The organism is Luteibacter sp. NPDC031894 (assembly GCF_050273135.1).
Taxonomy (GTDB): Bacteria; Pseudomonadota; Gammaproteobacteria; order Xanthomonadales; family Rhodanobacteraceae; genus Luteibacter.
In genome coordinates, this window is sequence record NZ_JBNNMV010000007.1 from 83,274 (window position 1) to 104,841 (window position 21,568).

General features: G+C 66.8%; 20 protein-coding genes. 9 read left to right on the plus strand and 11 right to left on the minus strand.

The window, feature by feature from the left end:
• Positions 1 to 71: 71 nt before the first annotated feature.
• Entirely contained in the window at positions 72 to 1,964 is a 1,893-nt protein-coding gene (locus tag ACQKIE_RS16640) for a CocE/NonD family hydrolase (protein WP_427461358.1), read from the minus strand.
• Positions 1,965 to 2,169: 205 nt separating this feature from the next.
• Entirely contained in the window at positions 2,170 to 2,412 is a 243-nt protein-coding gene (locus ACQKIE_RS16645) for a hypothetical protein (RefSeq protein ID WP_427461154.1), read from the minus strand.
• 294 nt (positions 2,413 to 2,706) lie between these two features.
• Between ACQKIE_RS16645 and ACQKIE_RS16650 the strand changes: the two genes are divergently transcribed.
• Positions 2,707 to 5,577 (plus strand): autotransporter outer membrane beta-barrel domain-containing protein, encoded by a 2,871-nt coding sequence (locus tag ACQKIE_RS16650; RefSeq protein ID WP_427461156.1) that lies wholly within the window; start codon positions 2,707 to 2,709, stop codon positions 5,575 to 5,577.
• Positions 5,578 to 5,621: 44 nt separating this feature from the next.
• Here the strand turns inward: ACQKIE_RS16650 and ACQKIE_RS16655 are convergent, their stop codons facing one another.
• Positions 5,622 to 6,500 carry an EamA family transporter gene (locus ACQKIE_RS16655; protein ID WP_427461158.1) on the minus strand — a complete coding sequence of 293 codons (879 nt, stop codon included), beginning with the start codon at positions 6,498 to 6,500 and terminating at the stop codon, positions 5,622 to 5,624.
• 61 nt (positions 6,501 to 6,561) lie between these two features.
• On the opposite strand from ACQKIE_RS16655, the gene ACQKIE_RS16660 reads away from it, so the two are divergent.
• Positions 6,562 to 7,692: an aminotransferase class I/II-fold pyridoxal phosphate-dependent enzyme gene (locus ACQKIE_RS16660; protein ID WP_427461160.1), complete on the plus strand. Its 1,131-nt coding sequence runs from the start codon at positions 6,562 to 6,564 to the stop codon at positions 7,690 to 7,692.
• Between the two features lie 4 nt (positions 7,693 to 7,696).
• Here ACQKIE_RS16660 and ACQKIE_RS16665 read toward each other — a convergent pair whose 3' ends face one another.
• The 5 genes from ACQKIE_RS16665 to ACQKIE_RS16685 form a co-directional block, all read right to left on the minus strand.
• On the minus strand, positions 7,697 to 8,221 hold the full coding sequence (locus ACQKIE_RS16665) for a hypothetical protein (protein WP_427461162.1): 525 nt from the start codon (positions 8,219 to 8,221) through the stop codon (positions 7,697 to 7,699).
• Positions 8,222 to 8,281: 60 nt separating this feature from the next.
• The gene (locus ACQKIE_RS16670; protein WP_427461164.1) at positions 8,282 to 9,055 is read right to left on the minus strand and encodes a YdcF family protein; all 774 of its coding nucleotides are present in this window, start codon (positions 9,053 to 9,055) and stop codon (positions 8,282 to 8,284) included.
• 47 nt (positions 9,056 to 9,102) lie between these two features.
• The gene (locus ACQKIE_RS16675; RefSeq protein WP_427461166.1) at positions 9,103 to 9,474 is read right to left on the minus strand and encodes a response regulator transcription factor; all 372 of its coding nucleotides are present in this window, start codon (positions 9,472 to 9,474) and stop codon (positions 9,103 to 9,105) included.
• Between the two features lie 107 nt (positions 9,475 to 9,581).
• A complete protein-coding gene (locus ACQKIE_RS16680) occupies positions 9,582 to 10,220 on the minus strand; it encodes a response regulator transcription factor (RefSeq protein ID WP_427461168.1) in 639 nt (212 codons plus the stop codon).
• Positions 10,217 to 12,157 (minus strand): PAS domain-containing sensor histidine kinase, encoded by a 1,941-nt coding sequence (locus ACQKIE_RS16685; protein WP_427461170.1) that lies wholly within the window; start codon positions 12,155 to 12,157, stop codon positions 10,217 to 10,219. The genes ACQKIE_RS16680 and ACQKIE_RS16685 overlap by 4 nt, the downstream gene beginning before the upstream one ends.
• Positions 12,158 to 12,410: 253 nt before the next feature.
• On the opposite strand from ACQKIE_RS16685, the gene ACQKIE_RS16690 reads away from it, so the two are divergent.
• Positions 12,411 to 12,974 (plus strand): helix-turn-helix domain-containing protein, encoded by a 564-nt coding sequence (locus ACQKIE_RS16690; protein WP_427461172.1) that lies wholly within the window; start codon positions 12,411 to 12,413, stop codon positions 12,972 to 12,974.
• Here ACQKIE_RS16690 and wrbA read toward each other — a convergent pair.
• Complete coding sequence (gene wrbA, locus ACQKIE_RS16695; protein WP_427461174.1) at positions 12,971 to 13,570, minus strand: NAD(P)H:quinone oxidoreductase; 600 nt, start codon at positions 13,568 to 13,570, stop codon at positions 12,971 to 12,973. The genes ACQKIE_RS16690 and wrbA overlap by 4 nt on opposite strands.
• Between wrbA and ACQKIE_RS16700 the strand changes: the two genes are divergently transcribed.
• Positions 13,563 to 14,627 carry a hypothetical protein gene (locus ACQKIE_RS16700; RefSeq protein WP_427461176.1) on the plus strand — a complete coding sequence of 355 codons (1,065 nt, stop codon included), beginning with the start codon at positions 13,563 to 13,565 and terminating at the stop codon, positions 14,625 to 14,627. The two genes, wrbA and ACQKIE_RS16700, sit on opposite strands and share 8 nt — an antisense overlap.
• Before the next feature lie 55 nt (positions 14,628 to 14,682).
• On the plus strand, positions 14,683 to 14,865 hold the full coding sequence (locus ACQKIE_RS16705) for a hypothetical protein (RefSeq protein WP_427461178.1): 183 nt from the start codon (positions 14,683 to 14,685) through the stop codon (positions 14,863 to 14,865).
• 14 nt (positions 14,866 to 14,879) lie between these two features.
• On the opposite strand, the gene ACQKIE_RS16710 is transcribed toward ACQKIE_RS16705, so the two are convergent.
• Positions 14,880 to 16,445 (minus strand): alpha-amylase family glycosyl hydrolase, encoded by a 1,566-nt coding sequence (locus ACQKIE_RS16710; protein WP_427461180.1) that lies wholly within the window; start codon positions 16,443 to 16,445, stop codon positions 14,880 to 14,882.
• 116 nt (positions 16,446 to 16,561) lie between these two features.
• Here ACQKIE_RS16710 and ACQKIE_RS16715 point away from each other — a divergent pair, with 116 nt between their 5' ends.
• The 3 genes from ACQKIE_RS16715 (at position 16,562) to ACQKIE_RS16725 (ending at position 19,514) form a co-directional block, all read left to right on the plus strand.
• A complete protein-coding gene (locus tag ACQKIE_RS16715) occupies positions 16,562 to 18,217 on the plus strand; it encodes an alpha-amylase family protein (RefSeq protein ID WP_427461182.1) in 1,656 nt (551 codons plus the stop codon).
• Between the two features lie 86 nt (positions 18,218 to 18,303).
• Entirely contained in the window at positions 18,304 to 19,062 is a 759-nt protein-coding gene (locus ACQKIE_RS16720; RefSeq protein WP_427461184.1) for a helix-turn-helix domain-containing protein, read from the plus strand.
• A gap of 2 nt (positions 19,063 to 19,064) precedes the next feature.
• On the plus strand, positions 19,065 to 19,514 hold the full coding sequence (locus ACQKIE_RS16725) for a MarR family winged helix-turn-helix transcriptional regulator (RefSeq protein WP_427461186.1): 450 nt from the start codon (positions 19,065 to 19,067) through the stop codon (positions 19,512 to 19,514).
• A gap of 9 nt (positions 19,515 to 19,523) precedes the next feature.
• On the opposite strand, the gene ACQKIE_RS16730 is transcribed toward ACQKIE_RS16725, so the two are convergent.
• On the minus strand, positions 19,524 to 20,153 hold the full coding sequence (locus ACQKIE_RS16730) for a homoserine/threonine efflux transporter (protein WP_427461188.1): 630 nt from the start codon (positions 20,151 to 20,153) through the stop codon (positions 19,524 to 19,526).
• A gap of 109 nt (positions 20,154 to 20,262) precedes the next feature.
• On the opposite strand from ACQKIE_RS16730, the gene ACQKIE_RS16735 reads away from it, so the two are divergent.
• A complete protein-coding gene (locus ACQKIE_RS16735; protein WP_427461190.1) occupies positions 20,263 to 21,567 on the plus strand; it encodes a NupC/NupG family nucleoside CNT transporter in 1,305 nt (434 codons plus the stop codon).
• Position 21,568 lies beyond the last annotated feature (1 nt).

The following is a 21,568-nucleotide window of genomic DNA, read 5'->3' on the forward strand; positions in this document are numbered from 1 at the left end:
GCGCGCGTGGAGGGATTGCAAAATGCCGCCTTGTAGGAGCCGCCATAGCGGCTCCTACAGGGAGGCCCCGGCTACTTCGCGTCCACCACCGGCAGGTCGATCGCGCTGGCCGTGCCGGCCGTGTGCCACACCTGCTGCGTCGCCTTCCGGTAGTCGGACGGCTTGGCGAAGAAGATGTTCGGCACGAAGGTTTGCGGGTTCCGGTCGTACAGCGGGAACCACGAGGACTGCACCTGCACCATCACCCGGTGTCCCGGCTCGAAGGTATGGTTCACCGTCGGCAGGCCGAAGCGGTACTGCAGCGGGGTGTTCGGGGTCAGTGCCTTGCCTTCGGCGAAACCCTCGCGATAACGGCCGCGGAAGATGTCCATCGATACCGGCAGCTCGTAGCCTCCCATTTCCGGATGGCTGGCGTCCGTCTCCGGGTAGACGTCGATCAGCTTCACCACCCAGTCGCTGTCCGTTCCGCTGGTCGAGGCATACAGGTTCACCTGCGGCGCGCCAGCCACCTTCAGCGGCGCGGTAAGGGGCTCGGTCATGTAGGTCACGATGTCCGGGCGGCCATCGACGAAGCGCTGGTCGTGCACCAGCCAGGTGGTCCAGGCCTTGTGATCGGCGAAGCTCACCGGACGGGGCAGGTACGGCACCGGCTTCGCCGGATCCGAGACGTACTCGTCGTACTTGGCCTCGGTCGCCGCCGGCGCGTCAAACGACAACTTGCCGTTGGCGGCCAGGTACAGCGGACGCGTCTTCTTCGCCTGTGGCCAGGATTTGAAGCGGTCCCAGTGGTTCTCGCCGGTGTTGTAGATGAAGACGGGCGGCGTGTTGGCCTTGGGCGCACCGTCCACGAGGTACTGGTTGAAGAACGGCAGCAGCACGTCGCGGCGGAACTGCAGCGCGGTGTCGCCGTCCCACTGCAGCGCGCCCAACGACGAGGCGTCGTAGTTCACCTGGCTATGGCGCCACGGGCCCATCACCAGGAAGTTCTTGTCGTTGCCCTTGTCCTTCGGTTCCACGGCTTCGTAGCTATGGATGGCGCCCCACATGTCTTCCTGGTCCCACAGGCCCTGCAGCCACATGGTCGGCACCTTCAGCGGCTGCTTTGCCATGACCTTGTCCAGCGCCTGTTCCTGCCAGTACGCGTCGTAGGCCGGATGTTCGCTGATCTTGCGCCAGTACGGCAGCTGGTCGAAGCCGTTGGCGCGCGCATAGTCCCCGGCCGATCCGGCGGCAAGGAAGTTGGTGTAGTCGTCGTACCCCAGCCGCGGAATGGTGGCGCCCTTGCCGCGCTTCGCGTTCTGGCCGGCGATGTAGTCGAAGTTGGTCTGGCGGAAGGCGCCGTAATGGAACCAGTCGTCGCCCATCCAGCCATCGACCATGGGACTTTCCGGGGCCGCCACCTTGAGCGCCGGGTGCGGGTTCACCAGCGCCATGACCACGGTAAAGCCCTCGTACGACGAGCCGAGCATGCCTACCCTTCCGTTCGACTCCGGCAGGTTCTTCGTCAGCCAGTCGATGGTGTCGTACGCGTCGGTGGAGTGGTCCACCTTCGAGTCGTTGAGCGGACCGCGCAGGGGGCGGGTCATCACGTAATCGCCTTCGGAACCGTACTTACCGCGGATGTCCTGGAAGACGCGGATATAGCCGGCGTCGACGAACACCTCGTCGCCCATCGGCAGCAGATCGCGCATGGTCGACGCATCGGCGCGCGAGGCGCGTCCATCGGCGTTGTAGGGCGTGCGGGTGAGGAGGATCGGTGCGTGCTTCGCGTTCTTCGGAATGACGATGACCGTATGCAGCTTCACGCCATCCCGCATCGGGATCTCGACGACGCGCTTCACGTAATCGTTGGCCGTCGTCGGCACCTCGAACTTGGCCGGGATGTCCGGCGTCATCGGCGCGGTCTGCGCGGCGACGAAGGAGGAGGCGACAGCCAGGGACAGGGCGAGCATCGGCAGCAACATGGGACGATGTGGCATGGGGATTCCTGTGGCAGTGGGACGAACGGAACCCCGTAAGCGTGCCCGATCCTGAACGGAAGGGCCACGCGTGCCACTAGTCATGGATGCCATGGCACGTCGCATGCTTGTGGCAAAAAAAACGCCGCTGCGAAGCGCAGCGGCGTTTCCTTTCCCCTGACCGCTCGGAAAGAGCGGCCGGAGGCGCGGCTTAGTGACCCGCGGCCGTCGAGGCCGGAGCCGGAGCAGCGGTGCCGGTGGTGGCCGGCGGGGTCATGGCCGGGGAGGCGGCGGTGCTGGCAGCCGGCGGCGTGGTGGTCGGGGCGGCGGCCGGAGCGGCGGCGGTCGAAGCAGCCGACGGCGAGGCCGGAGTGGCGTTGTCGTCCGACTTGTTGCAGCCGGCTAGCAGGGCGGCGGCTACGAAAGCCAGGGCAGTAATCGAAATAACCTTCATGATGCTGGGCTCCTCATTCGTTATGTATGGTGCTTAATCTCGCATCCCCGACGTTTCCCCCCGAAGATGGTCCCGTCTAGGGTGCGACGACAATTATGAAGCGTGGATGTCCAGCGGCGCAGCGCAGACGCGTTCGCAGACATTTTCAGAATAATCGCGTTCCCCCACCTGAAGCCAGTCCCTACCCTGTCATCTGGAAGTTGCTGTTGGCATCCCGTCCGACAGCCAGACAAGGAGCGACTCGCTTTGAAACCCGCCACCCCCCTCCCCCGACGGTATCTCACGGCCCTCGTCATGGCCGCCCTGCCCCCTATGGCCGCCGCGGATTCCGTTCCCATTGTCGTCGATGGTGAGATCCGGACGATCCCCTCGGGTCCCTACACGTTCACCGGGGACTCCGTCATCGGACTGAAAACGCTTAACGCCGGGCGTGCTTTCAGCAGGAACATCGAGATCGACACCTCGGGCAAGCAAAGCCATGCGGTCGAAGTCACCGGCCCGAACAGCTTCGTTGAGTTGGTCGGCGGCACCCTGCACACCACAGGCAACGGCGCTCGGGGCGTACATGCTGACGGCACCGGCAGCGGCGCCCTTCTTCTGCATGATGTCCGGATCGCCACCGAGGGCGCCGGGGCGAGAGGAGCACTTTTCACCGACGCCAGCGGCAAGTTCCGTGAGAGCGCCATTGAGACGTCAGGCTATAACGCCGTAGGGATCGAAGCCGAGAGCGGGGGGTCGTTCTCTCTGGACAAGAGTACTGTCGTCACGCACGGCGAGGCCGCCGATGGCTTGCTCATCAAGCATGGCTCATCCATGGAGGCTGACGGCGCAACGATCGAGACTAACGGCCGCGGCAGCCATGGTATCTCCATCCATGGTGCGCTCGACGCCACCGCCACAGTCGTGCGAACGGACGTAACGACGCGCGGATCACTTGCGAACGCCATCAATGCGAACACGGGAAGCGGCCTGGTAATAATCACCGGCAACAGCCGTCTCCGCACTGAAGGCGCCAACTCGGTGGCTGTCAGCGTCCATGACGGTGCCCCCCTCGCGGTTCGCGGGTCCCTCATTGAAACCCTCGCCCGCAACTCCCACGGTCTCGTCGATCGCGGCTCATACGTCAGCCTGCAGGATACCGACGTGGTCACGTACGGGTACAACGCCTACGGCGTGCTGGCCCAAGGAGGCGACATTCCTGGGAAGACGCCGCAGATCGACGTACGCGATTCACGCATCGACACGAACGGTGCCTTTGGCTATGGCGCCGTGGCTTCCACGGGCGGTCGGGTCACATTGATCGACTCCACCGTCACTACCACTGGCGACAACGCGCACGGCATGCTGGTTACCGCCGCGGATCTCGCCACTCGGGGTAGCGCGGTTTCAACGACAGGAAAAGGCGCGTATGGCGCCATCATCCAGGGCGGCGGGAACCTTTCGATCGACGGTGGAAGCCTAAGCAGTGCGCAGGCGGCAGCGCTGGGGTTGCACGATCCCGGCACTATCCGCATCGGTGGTGGCGCCGTGCTACGGGGTGGGGACGGGGCCTTTGCCGAGGTCGACCCGGCTTCAACGAAAGCGTTCACGCTGACGATCGAGGACAAGGCAGTGGCGATCGGCGATATCCGGCTGTCCCAAACGGCCGTCGAACAGCCCGATGAAACGAGGCTGTCGCTCTCCGCCCTTGCCGGCGCCACCTGGTCGGGCGCGTCGTCCATCGTGCGCGACCTCTCGCTCGCTTCCGGCGGCACATGGGTCGTCACGGGCGACAGCCACGTCGGATCGCTCCGCAACGACCACGGCGTCGTCGCATTCGCACCTGCCACGGCTGCCACGTTCGGCACGCTGACCATCGCGGGCGACTACGAAGGCAACGAAGGCTTGTTCCGGATGCGCACCCGGCTCGGCGACGACAGCTCGCCCAGCGACCGTATCCACGTCATGGGCAATACCTCGGGGACGAGTTTCATCGCCGTGGATGCCCTGGACGGCCGAGGCGACCACACGGTGGACGGCGTACGACTCGTCCGCGTCGACGGCCGCTCCGACGGCCGGTTCGCCCTATCCGGTCGCGCGGTGGCCGGCGCCCACGAGTACTTCCTGCACCAGGGCTCCCTCAGCGAGCCATCCGATGGCGGTTGGTACCTGCGTTCTTCCCTGCCGCCCGACCCGATCCTGGATCCCGAGGAAGGCAAGGACCCGATCGAGCCGATCGACCCCGTCGACCCGCCCGTACCGCCCCCGGTGCTCAGGCCGGAAACAGGTACCTACCGCGCCAACCAGGTGGCGGCGCTCGACATGTTCCAGGCAGGCCCTGGCGCCGGCAGGGATGACGAGCCCGATAGCTCGCGCGGCCGTCCGTGGGCGCGATTCGAGCGTCGACATACCGCGTTCGACCTCGGGCGCCAGGTGACGACCACGACCGCCACGAACGAACTCACCATCGGCACCGACCTGCTTCAAGGCGACGGAGCGATGGAAACCCACGTCGGCGTGATGGCCGCCTTGGGCAACGCGGACACGCGCGGCACCTCCCTGCTCACCCGCTATTCGGCGCGTGGGCGCGTCAAGGGCGCGGCGGGAGGTATCTACGGGGGCCTGCGCACCGCCGCCGGCACCTACCTTCGCGGCTGGGCCCAATACGCGCACTTCAACCAGCGCGTCGAGGGCACCGCGCTCGCCAGCGAACGCTACGGCAGCGGCACACTCACCACCAGCGTCGAAGCCGGGCACCGCTGGCGCAAGGTGCTCAATCGCGACACGGACATCTATCTCGAGCCGCAGGCGCAGATCACCGCCACGCGGTTGCGCGGCGGCGCGCACACGGAGGCCAACGGCACGCGTGTGAATCCCCTGCACGCCAGCGGCAGCACGGCCCGGGCTGGCATGCGCGCGGCTGCGCGCTGGCAGACGCCGGGCGGGCATGTCGCCTCGCCTTACCTCACGGCCAGCTGGCTACGCCGTCTCGGCAGGCTCGATGCCACGCAGTTCGACGGCCAGCCTTTCGCCGGCGGTGTGCCGCGCAATGCGTATGCCTTGAAGCTCGGCCTCAGCATGCTGCGCAACGACGGATGGCGCCTGTGGGGCGACGTGGAAACCCGGTTCGGCGTGCACCGGTACCGCCGCGTCGCGGGCACGCTAGGCGTCAGGAAGACCTGGTAACCAAGGCGACGGGTTCCCATTCGCTGCGTGCCTGTTTTGCGCTCTTATCCCGCCAGCTCCACGGCTTCCGGCCGCGCTCGCCGCGCGGTCACCGTGCTTCCGATGGAGGCGAGAACGATGAACCCGATGGCCAGCCACTGGAACGACGTCAGGTGCTCGCCCAGCAGCAGCATCGCCAGCAGCGAGGCAACGGCGGGTTCCAGGCTCACCATGATTCCGAAGGTCTCGCTCGGCAGTCGTTTCATCGCCATCATTTCTAGTGACATCGGAATCGCGCTGGAGACGATGGCGACGCCGAGCCCGGCGGCGAGGATGGCGGGGTCGAGCAACGTCATGCCGGCATGCGCCACGCCATAGGGCACCACCACGAGGCTGGCCGCCACAAGGCCCAGCGACACGGAATGTCCTGCGTGCAGGTGCCCGGCACGCTTGCCGAACACGATATACAGCGCCCAGCAGACGGCAGCGCCCAAGGCGAGCAGGACGCCGGTCGGATCCAGCGTGCTGCCGCGTCCGATGGGCAGGATCATCGCGAGACCGGCAATGGCCGAGGCCAGCCAGAGGAAATCGATCGGACGACGCGACGACCACATCGCCACGGCCAGCGGTCCGCTGAACTCGATCGCCACCGCGATGCCGAAAGGGATGGTGCGCAAAGCGAGGTAGAACAACAGGTTCATCGTGCCAAGCGTCAGCCCGTAGCGGATCACCGAGCCCGCGTCCTGGCGGCTGAGCGGCCACCGCCATGGCCGCCATACCAGCAACAGGATCAGGGCGGAGAACCCGACGCGCAGCGCCGACGTCCCTTCCGCCCCGATCAGCGGAAACAGCTTCTTCGCGAAGGACGTGCCGATACTCAACGACGTCACGGAGCCGAGCACGGCCAGCGCCGGCAACCAGGGAGTGGAACGCAGGGAGGTCATCGACAGGCTCGGACAGCAGTGCTTAGATGCGGCACATAGTACACACGCTACAGACCACACCATGACCTCCCTCCCCGATTTTCGCCTCGAAACCTACTTCTCGCGCTGGGAGTTCGCGGCGCGCTACAACCTCGCCGCCTCCGACGCGCAGAGCATGAGCCTCTCGGGCTTGCTCGTCCTTGCGGAACCCGACGATCGCGACGCCTTCGACGAGCTGCACCTGGGATATACGCAGACTTATGGCGCACCGGCGCTGCGGGAAGCGATAGCGAGCACGTATGAAAGGCGGTCCGCGGAGGATGTGCTTTGCTTCGCCGGTGCGGAAGAAGCCATTTATATCGCCATGCGGGTGTTGCTCGAGCCCGGCGACCACGCCATCGTCGTGACGCCGAACTACCAGTCGGCCGAGACGGTCCCGCTCTCCATCTGCGACGTGACCGGCGTTGCGCTCGATCCCGACGACCGGTGGTCCCTGGACATCGACGCCGTGGCCGCGGCGATCCGGCCAAACACACGCGTGGTGTCGATCAACTTTCCCCACAACCCGACCGGCAAGATCCTCGAACGCGATCGTTTCGACGCGCTCGTGGCGCTGTGTCGCAAGCACGGCATCTGGCTTTTCAGCGACGAGGTCTATCGTCTCCTCGGCGCGACCGGCACGGTCCACCTGCCGAACGCCGCGGACGAGTACGAGCGCGGGATATCGCTCAATGTGATGTCGAAGGCGTATGGCCTGCCCGGCCTGCGCATCGGGTGGATCGCGTGCGCCGACCGCGACCTCCTGCAACGCATGGAGCGCTACAAGCACTACCTGTCGATCTGCAACGCGGCGCCGTCGGAGCAACTCGCGCTCATTGCGCTCAAGGCGCGCGACACCATCCTGGCCGCGCATCGCGAGCGGCTCGATGGCAACCTCGCACTGCTGGACGGCTTCTTCGCCCGCTGGCCCGACCGGTTCCAGTGGCACCGGCCGGACGGTGGCTGCATCGCCTATCCGCGCTACATGGGCGCGGAAGGCGTGGATGCGTTCGCTGCGAACCTCGTCGAGCGAAGCGGCGTGCTCCTGCTACCGGCATCCAACTACCGGTCGGCCCTCGCGGACACGCCAGCGGACCGCTTCCGTCTGGGCTTCGGCCGCGCGGACTGCGCGGAAGCCCTCGGCGTCATGGAAGCCTACATGCGGTCCACCTGAACGCTTAGCGGCCGTCGCCGCCGTCGTCCTGCGCCATCAAGGCGTTGATCTGGTCCTTGTGCGACTCGTAGAAGGCCACGTTCTTCTGGTTGACCTTCGACTGGTCGACGTAAGCAGCCATCTGTGGATTCTTCTTGGCTTCCGAGGCGATGGCGGCGTTGGTCACGGCCAGGTTCGCCAGCAGGAAATCGCGCGGGGTGAAGTTGTACTTCTTGAGCAGCGGCTCGATGCGCGGGTCGGCCGCGGTAACCTGCGCCGCCAGGTCGTCGAGCGAGTGGATCTTCGAGAAATCGGTCTTCGCGTCCTTCGGACGGATGCCCTGCTGCTTGGCTTCCTGCGACACCTTCACGATGCGGTTGAACACGTCATCGTTGAGGTTGTAGCTCTGGATGGCCTGCTTGTCCGCCGCCGGGATCTGGGAGGCCGGATTGGGAGCATCCTGAGCCGGCGCGGCGGTCTGCGCATAGGTGGCTACCGGCGCGACGGAGGCGGCGGCAATCAGGGCGGCGAGTAGGTAACGAGACTTCACGGGTAACTCCTGGGTCGTCGGGTCCGTGCTGGACGGTGGCACAGCATAAGCGGCTAATTGTTACGTATGTGTCTGCGTGGTCACGCTTTCTTCAGGAACTTTCGGCACGTTCCAGCCCATCCCGTTGTAGAGGTGGTAGCGCGCCACGCCCAGGTACTCGTGGATGGCGAAGTCCGCGAAGGACAGGTTCTCCGACGTGGGCAGCCAGTCGTATCGCGCCCTGACGTAGTCGCCTCGTACCGCTTCGCCGCGTAAGCCGAAGTGGGCGAAATAAAGCGCGACACGCTTCAGGTGCACGGCCGAGGACACCAGCACGATCTTGTCCGCGCCGTAGGCCGTGAGCAGCGGCCTGCTGAACTGTGCATTTTGGAAGGTATTCATGCTGCGGCCTTCCAGGATGAGGTCGCCGCGCGGCACGCCGAGCCGGTCGAGCGAGAGGGCATAGACGTCGGCCTCCGGCTGCTTCAGCTTCATCGCGTCGCCGCCGCTGACCTCGAGCTTGCACTCCGCGCCCGTCTCCTTGCATGCATGGTAGAGCTGCGCAGCGCGGAGGATACGGCCGTTGGCGTAAAGGCTCGGCTCGACGGCGCCTTCGCTGCCGAGCACGGTGCCGGCGCCGAGCAGCACGATGGCATTGCGCTGTCCCCAGTGCGCGACGTCCGGCGTGAAGCCGGCTTGCAGGGGACCGAGCAGAAGGCCGGTGAGTGGACCGCAACCCGCGAAGAACAACCAGGCAAGGGCGAGGATCGAAAACGTCCACGCGCCTCGCCGGCGGTGCCGGGCGAAGAGGACGAGGCCGACGACCAGGAGGACGAGGAAGAGGATGAGGGTCATGGGCGCGGAGCGTAGCAAACCGCCACGACGAATGGCGCGATCTTCCGCTAGCGTTCTTCCAGCGCCCGCTCCAGGCACGCGACCAGTTCGTCACCGCTGAAAGGTTTGCCGAGATAACAGAACGCGCCAGCCGCCATCACGCTGTCGCGCATCGCGTCGTCCGGATAACCCGTCATGAACACCACGGGATACGTGCGACCGCGCGCGATCAGGTGACGATGCAGCGCGGTACCGTCGATACCGGGCATGTGCACATCGGTCACGAGGCAATCGATGCCCTCGTCGTCACCATGGCGCAGGAAATCCTCCGCCGAGGCGAAACTACGGACGTCGTGTCCGAGCGAGCGCACAAGGCTCACCGTGGCCGTTCGCACGGCCTCGTCGTCATCCACGATCGCCACGATCCTGTTAGCGGCCAACGTTACTTCCTCGCCCGACACGTGCCCGACCCTGCCAATGCCTACAGTGCACTGCCGCATGACGATTGGGAATCATACGGAAGTGTGCGGCGGCGCCGGGACGCGGCTCAAGGGCGGATGGCCAGCGCTTCGGCCTGCTTTACCAGTTCCGCCAGCGACTTCGCCCGCATCTTGCGCATGACGTTGCCGCGATGGATCTTCACGGTGATTTCCGACAAGCCGAGCAGCGCCCCCACCTGCTTGTTCATGAGGCCGTTCGTCACGTGCGCCATCACTTCGCGCTCGCGTGGCGTGAGCGAGGCATAGGCGCCGCGCAAGGCGTCGAGGGCCAAGGCGTCGCGCCGGTTGGCGGCATCGCGCTCGATCGCGCTGGACACGGCGTCCAGCATGTCCTGGTCGCGGAAGGGTTTCGCGAGGAAATCCACGGCGCCGGCCTTCATCGCGCGCACCGACATCGGAATGTCGCCATGCCCGGTCATGAAGATGATCGGCAGGCGGTTGTCCATCGCGGCAAGCTGCGCCTGGAAGTCCAGGCCGCTGACACCCGGCAGGCGTACGTCGAGCACGAGGCAACCCGGAGCGTCCGCGCGTTCGCGGGCGAGGAAATCGGCGGCGCTTCCGAAGGTGGCCACGGCCAGGCCGACGGAGCGGAACAACGAGGACAGGGCGTCGCGAATCGAAGCGTCGTCGTCCACGACGCACACGGTCGGCGCGAGCGCCGGACTGGAGGCGATGGCGCGCGTCATGCCCGCGCCTCCACCGCCATCGCGACGGGCAGCGTGAAGTGGAAGGTCGCGCCCCCGCCGGGGCGGTTCGTCGCCCATAGGCGGCCACCATGCGATTCCACCGTCGAGCGGCAGATAGCCAGGCCCATGCCCATCCCATCGCCGCGGGTGGTGACGAAGGCATCGAACAACTGCGGGGCGATGTGCTCGGGAATGCCCGTGCCGTTGTCTTCCACCTCGACCAGCAGGCCGTCGATGGCGTCGGCGCATGCGCGTATGTACAGGCGCCGCGCATGGGGGGCGTCGGACATGGCCCGGATCGCGTTCGCCATGAGGTTCACGACGACCTGTTGCAACTGCACGCGATCGCCACGGGGCATGGGGGTGTCGCGACCGATGTCCACGGACAACGCGATGCGATGCTGCACGAGTTCCCCGTCGAGCAGTTGCGCGCATTCGTCGACCAGTGACGCGAAGTCGACGCGGACGTGCTGGCGAGGCTCCTTGCTCGCGAGGCTGCGCACGCGATGCACCACTTCGCTCGCCCGGCGCGCATCGCGCACCACGCGCTCGATGCCGTCGCACGCCTCATCGAGGTCCGGGTCGGGGCGGCGCAGCCAGCGCAGACTCGCCTCGCCGTGCGTCACGATGGCCGCCAGCGGCTGGTTCACCTCGTGCGCGATCGACGCGCTCATCTCGCCCAGTGCGGTGACGCGGGCCGCCTGGGCCAGTTCCGCCTGCACCGCGATCAAGGCGCGCTCCGCGCGCTTGCGGTCTGTGATGTCCACCACGCTGATGAGGACGCGATCGTAGCGCGTGGGTCCCAGCGGCATGTTGAGCGCGAAGAGCACCGTGAGCCGCTCGCCGTCCAGGTTCATGAGCTGCGTTTCACCCTCGGCGACGCCGCCCCCTTCGATCGTCGCGAGCACCCGCGCGAAGGTGCGCTTCGACGGCGCGAGCACGCGGGCCAGGGGGCCGATGAGTTCCTCGCGCCGCCGCGCGCCCAGCATCCGCACCGTCGCCTGGTTCACGTCGACGATCGGCGTGAGGGCGGTCGCCTCGCTGACGAACTCCGGATGCGCCTCGAGGTACGCGGTCAGGTCGGTCACGCCCGCCTCGCGCAGGGTGCGCACACGCTCCATCACCAGCGAGTAATCCTGTTCCCAGAAGCAGAAGCGCGAGTTTTCGAACATGCTGCGATAACGACGTTCGCTTTCCGCCAGCGCGGCCGCGGCGGCCCGGCGACCCGTGACGTCCGTACCGGCCTCGAGGATCGCGCGAGGCTTTCCGTACTCGTCGCGCAACAGCGCGCAACGCGCCTCGACGATGACGATCCGATCGTCGCGATGGCGCTGGAAGACTTCGCCCTCCCAGCGGCCTGTGCCGAAGAGCTCGGCCTCCGCCTCGACATGGTCGCCGGGGAAGGCCGTACCGAGGAGGTCGCTCGCCCGCCGCCCCAGCGCTTCCTGTGCCGTCCAGCCATAGAGCTGCTCGGCGCCGCCGTTCCACAGCACGATGACGTCGTCCGTGTCGCGGACGAAGATCGAATCGTGGGTGAGCTCGATCAGGCGGGCCTGCCCGGCGATCGTGAGCATGCGCTCGCGGTTGCGCAGGGCGAGCACGCCGGTGATGGCGATGGCGCCGAGGCTGACGGCGCAGCGCAGCAGCGAAGCATCCATGACAGGAACACCATGGCCGCGCCCATAGGCGACGGCGGTGAGCAGCATGCACCCCACCGTTGCACCGACGATCGCGCGCCGGCTTCCGCTTGCCGCCACCAGAAGGATGACCACCACGTAGACCACCGCGACCGCGCTTTGCAGCGGCGTGAACGTATCCACGAGGAAAACACCCAGCGCCAGCAACCCACCGGCGGCCATCAACACGCCCGCCACCAGTCGCCGAGGACGCGTCTCGGGGGCGTAGGCTTGGCTTTGCAGGGGTCGGAATCGTGCCATCGGGCGAGTCGAAGTCGATGTCTTGTACAGAATGAGCGTGGAGTGTTTCGGAACCCGGTGCACGCGTCTTGCACGCCGGTGATGGTTTTTGACCGTTACGGTACGGACGCTACAAGAAATCCACGTGGCACCGACTAACCCTTTGGTATGGACCGCCCCGACCGAATGTAGAATTCAGCCCGCTCCGCATCGCGCATAGGCTCCTCGTCCTGGGCAGTCCCGCCCATCACCAGCAGCCACGGAGCAGACGCAGATGCGCATCGAACTGAATTCCCCCGGGGTCGTGCATGGCATGCCGCCGTTTTCCCTTCCCGTCACGGAAGAGGATGGAAACGTTACCCGCCTGCTCGAAAAGGCGCTGACCGCCGCCGAGACCGACCTCGCCACCACCCGCGCCTGCGTGGCAAGGGTAGCCGCCCTCCTCGAGCGCGAACAGGCTCCCGCCATGCCGCCGCCGCTTCCGCGCCGCCGCGTGGGTGCCGGATTGGCCCCCTGGCAGGCCCGCAGGGTCGCCGCGCACGTCGAGGAGAACCTCGGCTATTCGATCACCATCGACCAGCTCGCCGCCATCGCCGGCCTGTCCAGCAGCTATTTCTGCCGGGCCTTCAAGGACAGCTTCGGCGATCCGCCGCATGCCTACATCATGGCCCGGCGCGTCGAGCGCGCCCAGACCCTGATGTTGCAGACCCGCGAACCCCTGAGCCAGATCGCCCTCGCTTGCGGGCTTTCCGACCAGGCCCACCTGTGCAACCTGTTCCGCCGCCTGGTCGGACAGAGCCCCAGCCAGTGGCGGCGCTCGCGCTGGCAGGAGGCCTAGCCGAACAAGCGGGTAGCTATCTCGGCGATGTGTTTGCCCTGGAAGCGTGCGCCGGCGAGTTCGGTACCGCTGGGCTGGCGGGAGCCGTCGCTGGCGGCGATGGTGGTCGCGCCGTAAGGGGTGCCACCGGTGACCTCGTCGAGCCGGGACTGCCCCTGGAAGGAGTAAGGCAGACCCACGGGGATCATGCCCAGGTGGATCAGGTTGGTGATGATCGAAAACAGCGTGGTTTCCTGGCCGCCGTGCTGGGTCGCGGTCGAGGCGAAGGCGCCCCCGACCTTGCCGTTGAGCGCGCCGCGGGCCCACAGCGGGCCGGTCTGGTCGAGGAAGTTGGCCATCTGCGAGCTCATGCGCCCGTAACGCGTGCCCGTGCCGATGATGATGGCGTCGTAGTTGGGCAGGTCGTCCACCTGTGCCACCGGTGCGGGCTGGTCGAGCTTGAAGTTGGCTTTCCTCGCCGTCTCCTCGGGGACCAGTTCCGGGACGCGCCTGATGTCGACGGTAGCGCCCGCGTCACGGGCTCCATCGGCGACCGCCTCGGCCATCTTCTCGATATGACCGTAGGTCGAGTAGTAAAGGACAAGCACCTTGGCCATGGTCGCGTACTCCGCCGGGGAAACCGTCAATGTAGGAACCCTGCCGTCGAAGCCACGTGTGTGGGGCCTGCACGACGCGCGCCGTTCCTGCCACCGGGCCGGCGTCGCGGTACAGTCTGCGGAAACCAGCCCGGGCCACGACGTGTCGATCGAAGAAGCCACCCTCCCCGACCGCGATGAACGCCTTACCGCCGAGCGCGCCTATGAGCTCTTCTGGGCCGACCTGCTCGCACGCGACGCCCGCTTTACCTGCGTCGGTACGGGTTGCTCGGCGCCGCTGATCTGCGCCTGCCTCGACAAGCCGGAGCAGAACCTGCGCATCCGGCCGTACTTCCGCTCGTACCGCCTCGAAGACCACGCAGAAAGCTGCGAAGTGGCACACGGGCGCGGGGAAGCGAAGGCGGCGAAGCAGGCGGACGTGTTCGAGGCCGAGCGGCCGGAGGGACATTTCCGCGCCGGCGCGGGTACGGCGTCGCCCGCGACCGCCACGACGCCCGCGCGTCGCGTCCGGACATCGCCCACCGGGGGCCTCGCACCGCGAGCGAGCCACTATTACCGCCTGTCCTCGCTGGTGCAGAAGTTCCTGGAGCACCGCCGCGACAAGGACCTGGACCAGGCCGCCGTGGAGATCGGCGGCGACACCACGACCTATGAAGCGCTGTTCCGGAACATCTACCGGCAGAAGGTGGCCGACCTGCTCGGCACCCGCGCCGTGTGGTGGGGCACCGCGTCCATCCGCGCGACGAAGGAAGGCGGCTATTACCTGCGCTTCTCGCGGCCCTTTCGCCATGGCGACGCGGAGCTGCGTCCGACCATCACCCTCACGACAAAGGACATCGACGCCTACCCCGTGCGCAAGCTGCTGCGCGCACGGCTGGACAAGCTCATCGCGGAGTCGGACGGTTACTGCGTGGCGTTCGTCTGGGCGAAACCGTGGATGCCCAAGGACGCGGAAGCCCCGTTCGTGCGTTTCTACGTGAACAACCTGGACCACATCGACGTCCGCGGACCGGAGATCCTGGAAGCACTGAAGAACACGTCCAGGGTAGCCTCATGACGGCGCGCCCCGCTCTCTCTACCCAGGGCATACGCTCTTAGCGCCAGCATCGGACATGTCACCCAAACGCCGCAAACGCCTTCGCCTGCCCTTCGTTCGCCATCCGCGCGACGCGTCGCACGACTATGACGACGCGAGTTATGACGGCGGCGTATCGGGTGGCGCCTACCTGCGCCACGTCGTCATGGTGGCAGCCGTGGTCATCGCCGTCGCGGCCCTCCTTCGCTGGTTGTTGTGAGGTTGTGGGAAGGCTCATCCCTCGTAAATTCTCGCCTCATTGGCGCGCAATATGCCGCGGGTGTCGTCGCCGTGCGTGGAGAGGACGACGGCACCTTCCGGTTCCGGAGCGGGCAACGGTGCCGGGGCGTCGGTGAAGTTGAGGATCACCACGCACCTTTGCCCTTCGCCAATGCGCGCGTACGCAAGTACGGCGTCGCTTGCGGCTAGTACGTTGATGTCGCCCCGGCACAGCGCCGGCGTCTCCTTCCGGAGGCGCAGCAACGCCTTGTACAACGACAGCATCGAGCCAGGATCGTCCGCTTGCGTCGCCACGTTGCACGTGGCCACGTCGTCCCCGAGGCGCAGCCACGGCTTGCCCCGCGTGAAGCCGGCCCCGGCGCAGGGGAACCAGCGCATGGGCGTCCGCTGCGGATCCCGGCCGAGGCCCTTGTGCGGTTCGTTGAGCTCGAAGGGATCGCGCACTTCCTCGAACGGGATCGGTACGTCGTGCATGCCGATCTCGTCGCCGTAGTACATCGTCGGCGTCCCACGCAGGGTCAACAAGAGGATGGCCGCGACACGCGCCTGCGCCGCGCCGATCCGCGACGCGATGCGCGGCTTGTCGTGGTTGCCCAGTACCCAGTTCGGCCATCCGCCCACCGGCAGGGCCGCCTCGTAACGCTTGATCAGGCCAGCGATGGTCGGCGCGTCCCAATCCGTGCCGATGAGCAGGAAATTGAACGGCAGGTGCGCCCCGGTGAGGTTCTCGCCGTAGTAGGCGACGATGCGCTCGAGCGGCAGGTAAAGCTCGCCGATCAGGACGCGATCCGGGAACTCGTCCACCACCGAACGCATGGCGGCGACGATACCCTGCGTCTCCGGCAGGTCCGCCGTGTGCAGCGGGAGGAAGCGATGCGCCTCCGCATCGATGCCTTCGCGGAACGCGGGATTGGGAGGATTGTCGCGGAAGGCCGCGTCCTTCAGCACGTGGTAGATGACATCGACGCGAAAGCCGTCGATGCCGCGACGCATCCAGAAGCGCATCGATTCGTACATCGCCTCGCGCAGCACCGGATGGCGCCAGTTGAGGTCGGGTTGCTTGTCGAGGAACAGGTGCAGGTAGTACTGCGCTGTCGACGGATCGAACGTCCAGGCGCTCCCGCCGAAGTTCGACAACCAGTTGTTCGGCGGCCCGCCGTCCGGCGCCGGATCGCGCCAGATGTACCAGTCGCGAAAGACGCTGTCGCGCGACCGGCGGCTTTCCCGGAACCAGGGATGCTCGTCCGAACTGTGGTTGGGCACGAAGTCGAGGATGACCTTCAGTCCCAGTGCGTGGGCATCGGCGATCAGCGCGTCCATGCCGGCGATATCCCCGAACAGCGGGTCGATGCCTCGATAGTCGCTGACGTCGTAGCCGAAGTCGGCCATGGGCGAGGGGTAGATCGGCGAGATCCACAGCGCGTCGACGCCGAGGTCGGCCAGGTAGGCCAGTTTGCAGCGAATGCCGGCGAGGTCGCCGATCCCATCGCCGTTCGCGTCGGCGAACGAGCGTGGGTAGACCTGGTACACGACGCCATCGCGCCACCACGAACGTTCCACGACCTCTCCTCTGCAACCTGTGGAAGTGCCCGCTAGCCTCGCCTGCCCCGCGTGTACGAAATGCCTTCACACGCTCTCGCCTAGCCTCTCTGCACCACACAGCTCCGGATGCCGTCATGATCAACGACCTCTGGTACAAGAACGCCATCGTCTATTGCCTCTCTGTCGGATCCTTCCAGGACTCCAACGGCGATGGCGTCGGCGATTTCCAGGGGCTCGGCCGGCGCCTGGCCTACCTGCAGGGACTGGGCGTGACAGCGCTATGGCTCATGCCGTTCCAGACCTCGCCGGGCAAGGACGGTGGCTACGACATCGCCGAGTACTACAACGTCGATCCCCGCTACGGCACCCTGGGCGACTTCGTCGAGTTCACCCACGCGGCGCGCCAGCGCGGCATGCGCGTGCTGATCGACCTGGTGGTGAACCATACCTCCAACCGCCACCCCTGGTTCCGCGAAGCCTGTCGCGACCCGTCATCGAAGTACCGCGACTGGTACGTCTGGGCGAAGACGCGGCCGGACAACGCGAACGAAGGCATGGTTTTCCCGGGCGTGCAGAAAAGCACCTGGACCTACGAGAAGACCGCGAAGGCCTGGTACTTCCATCGCTTCTACGACTTCCAGCCGGACCTCGACACATCCAACCCTTACGTGCAGGCGGAAATCCTGAAGATCATGGGCTTCTGGACACAACTCGGCGTATCCGGATTCCGCATGGACGCCGTGCCTTTCGTCATCTCGACCAAGGGCGCGGACGTGAAGCGTCCGAAGGAACAGTTCGACATGCTGCGCAGCTTCCGTGAGCTACTCCAGTGGCGCCAGGGCGATGCGGTGATCCTCGGCGAGGCGAACGTGTTGCCGCGCGACGACATGGAGTATTTCGGCGACGACGGCGACCGCCTGCAGATGATGTTCAACTTCCAGGTGAACCAGCACCTGTTCCATGCGCTGGCCTCCAGCGACGTGCGCTCGTTGGCCGGCGCCTTGCAAAAGACCCGGCCGCGACCGGCGACGGCGCAATGGGCGCAGTTCCTGCGCAACCACGACGAGCTCGACCTGGGCCGCCTGACGCCGGCGCAGCGTGAGCGTGTCTTCGCCGAGTTCGGCCCCGAGAAGGACATGCAGCTTTACGACCGAGGCATCCGCCGGCGCCTCGCGCCGATGCTGCGCAACGACCGGCGCCGCCTCGAACTGGCCTACAGCCTGCTCTTCACCCTGCCCGGTACGCCGGTGCTCCGGTACGGCGACGAGATCGGCATGGGCGACGACCTCTCGCTTCCCGAACGGGAGGGCGCGCGGACGCCGATGCAATGGTCCACGGAAGCCTTCGCCGGCTTCACCCGGGTCCGCAGCGGCGGCAAGACGGTGATCTCCGAGGGACCCTTCGGATACTCCCACGTCAACGTCGCGCAGCAGCGGCGCGATCCGGGATCGCTGCTCAACTGGATGGAGCGGATCATCCGCATGCGCAAGGAGATACCCGAGGTCTCCTGGGGCGACTTCGAGGTGCTGCCCCTCGACGACAACGCGGTGCTGATGCTGCGCTACACGTGGCGGGGCAATGCGGTGCTTTTCCTGCACAACCTCGCCGACGCACCGACCGAGGCGGCCTTCGAAGGCCCGGATCGCCTGACCAACCTCTTGTCGGACGACCACAGCGAGCCGGAGGAGAAAGGCCGCCACCGGATCATCCTGGAGCCTTACGGCTACCGCTGGTTCCGCGAAGGCGGGTTGGGCTACATCCTCGACCGAAAGGAAATCGACGAGATGTGAGGCCGCTACCTCTTAAGGGGGTAGGTGACGATCCTTGCATGCGCAATGCTTCGATCCTCCTCCGATACCGCGAAAGGATCGGCCCCATGTACCGCGCCGAACCCGCCTGCAGCAGCCACCGTGCCCACTTTCCCACGGTGATCGTCGACCTGTCCCAGCGCTCCGCCGCCATCGACCGAGGCGACCGCCGGGGGAACAGCAGCCTCGTGGAAGACCTCCGCGGAAGGGCGCAGCTGACCGAGATTCCGCTCGACAACGCGGCCAACGACCTGCTCCTGGTCTACCGGGCGGCCTGCGCGGCCGACGCCGAGGGTGCCGGCGCGATCCTGTTCCGTCGGCAGGCGGCCGGCGATGTCGAGGCCGAGCACCCGCCGGCCGTGCGTTCACTGGCCCAGGTGCTGTTCGAAAGCCTCCGCGCGGAGGCGCCCAACACCCCGTTGCTCGCCCACGTGGCCCTGGCCCTCCGGGCCATCCTCGGCTGCCCGGCGCCGCGCGATGACGGCGCCACGCCGCGCGGCGGGCTCGCCACCTGGCAGGAACGCCGCGCCATCGCCTATATGGACGAGCGGCTGGACCAGTCGTTCCCGGTGGCGGCCGTGGCGGAGGCCTGCGGGCTCTCCGTCAACCATTTTTCCCGCGCCTTCCGCCGCAGCATGGGCAAGCCGCCGCACCGCTGGCTGCTGGACCGGCGCATCGACCGTGCCCGGGAGCTCCTGCGCGACACGACGCTGTCGCTGGCGGATATCGCCCTGGCGTGCGGATTTGCCGAACAAAGCCACTTTACCCGTGTGTTTACCCGTACCGTCGGCATGCCGCCGGGAGCCTGGCGACGCGCGGCGGACTGAGCATGGGTAACGACGACAACACGGCTTCCGCCCTCGGGCTGGGACGCGACCTCATGCTGGCCGGGTCGCGCCTGCGCGACGCCGTGGGCCGGCGTGCCCAGCGGGAGTTCGGTCTCACCGCGCTGCAAAGCGACATGCTGCTCCTGCTCGCCCTTCGCGGCAGCATGATCTCCACCGAACTCGCCACCGCCTGCGGCGTCAATGCCAGCACGGTCACCCATGCGGTGGACGCGGGCATCGAGCGCGGGCTGATGCTGCGCGAGCGCAACGAGCATGACCGCCGACTGGTCGACATCGTGCTGACCACGGCCGGCAAGCGGATGGCCGAGCGGGTGCGGGCCCTGGTGGCCGACCTCGCACGGGCCGCCCTCGAGGGCGTGGACCAGCCGGCGGTACTCGCCGAGAGCCTCGCCCAGGTCACCCGCAACCTGGACAAGGGCCAGCTGCCTTAGCGCCCGTCGTCAGGCCGAGCGGCGGCCGAAGATCAGGTGCAGCCCGAACAGGGCGAAGATCGCGCCGGCACCGCCGTCGATCCAGCGGCTGGCGCGCACGTAGCCCCGGCGCATGGCCGGCAGGGCGAAAATCCCCGCCACCACGGAGAACCACAGCATGGTCTCCAGCGTGACCATGGCCCAGAGGCCCCAGCGCGCGCCCGCCGACATGCCTTCACCGACGAAAGCCGAGAAGATCGAGGCGAAGTAGATGGCCGCCTTCGGGTTGGCCAGGTTGGTCGCCAGGCCGCGGAGCAATGCCCGCCAGGGGCTGGAGCCACGCACGTCGACTACGGGCACGGCGGCATCCGGCTTTGCCTTCCAGGACGCCCGGAGCATCTGGAATCCCATCCAGCAGAGGTAGACGCCGCCGGCAATGGCGATGCCGCGCTCCAGCCAGGCCAGCTGCCGCAGGAGGAGGTGCAGGCCCAGCAGGGCCAGCGCCGCCCACACCGCGACGCCCAGTCCGATGCCGACCACGCCCGCGAACGCTTCGCGCCGCGAGCGGCTGGCGGCGAGCTGGGACACGAAGAAGAAGTCGGGGCCGGGCGTAACCAGGGCGACGATCTGCACGAGGGCGATGGTGAGGAAGAGGTTCATGACCACAGCTTTCCGCATCCTGCCTTGCCCCACAAGGCCTCCTCCCGTAACCTCGCGTTTTTCAAAGCGGTCACGGGGCTACCCCCGGCCTTCCAAGGGGTAAGTCACGATGCTGGGTCTGCTGGGCCACGTTCTCTTTGGCCTGTTCGGTTTGGTGGTGCTCGTCGGCATCGCCTTCTGTTTCTCCAACAACAAGCGTGTGGTCGACTGGAAGCTCGTCGCCACCGGCGTGCTCCTGCAGATCGCCTTCGCCGCCGTCGTATTGAAGGTACCGCTCGGCCGCGACGTCTTCGACGCCATCGCCACCGGTTTCGTGCGCCTGCTCGATTACGTCGACGTCGGCTCGCGCTTCATCTTCGGCAGCCTGCTCGACAGCGAGAAGTTCGGCGTGATCTTCGCGGTGAAGGTCCTGCCCACCATCGTCTTCTTCGCCGCGCTCACCGGCGTGCTCTACCACCTCGGCGTGATGCAGCAGATCGTGAAGGGCATGGCGTGGGTGATCACCAAGGTGATGCGCGTGTCCGGCGCGGAGACCACCAGCGTCTGCGCCAGCGTGTTCATCGGCCAGACCGAGGCCCCGCTCACCATCAAGCCTTATATCGAGCGGATGACCCAGGCCGAACTCATGACCGTCATGATCGGCGGCATGGCGCACATCGCCGGTTCGGTGATGGCCGCCTACGTGGCGATGCTCGGCGGCGACGATCCCGCGCAGCGCATGTTCTACGCCAAGCACCTGCTCACGGCGAGCGTGATGGCCGCCCCGGCCACGATGGTGCTCGCCAAGATCCTCGTGCCCGAGACGCAGGAGCCGCTCACCCGCGGCACCGTCAAGATCGAGGTCGAGAAGACCACGGCCAACGTCATCGACGCGGCGGCCACCGGCGCGGGCGACGGCCTCAAGCTGGCGATGAACGTCGGCGCGATGCTACTGGCCTTCATTGCGCTGATCGCACTGATCAACGGTCCGGTGCAGTGGGTCGGCACCCTCGGCGGCGAGCACAGCGTCAATGCATGGCTGTCGGCCAACATGGGCCATCCGGTGACGCTCAGCCTCGAGACGATCTTCGGCTGGATCCTTGCCCCGGTGGCCTGGCTCATCGGCGTGCCCTGGCAGGACGCCACCCTGGTCGGCAGCTTCATCGGACAGAAGGTGGTCATCAACGAATTCGTGGCCTACGCGGACCTCGCGCGCCACCTCGACGAACTGCTGCCGCAGAGCCGCCTGATCGCCACGTACGCGCTGTGCGGCTTCGCCAATTTCTCCTCCATCGCCATCCAGATCGGCGGCATTGGCGGCCTGGCGCCGAACCGTCGCGGCGACCTCGCCCGCCTCGGCCTCCGCGCCGTGCTCGGCGGCTCCATCGCCACGTTCATGACGGCGACCATCGCCGGCGTGCTCGAGCAATTCTGAG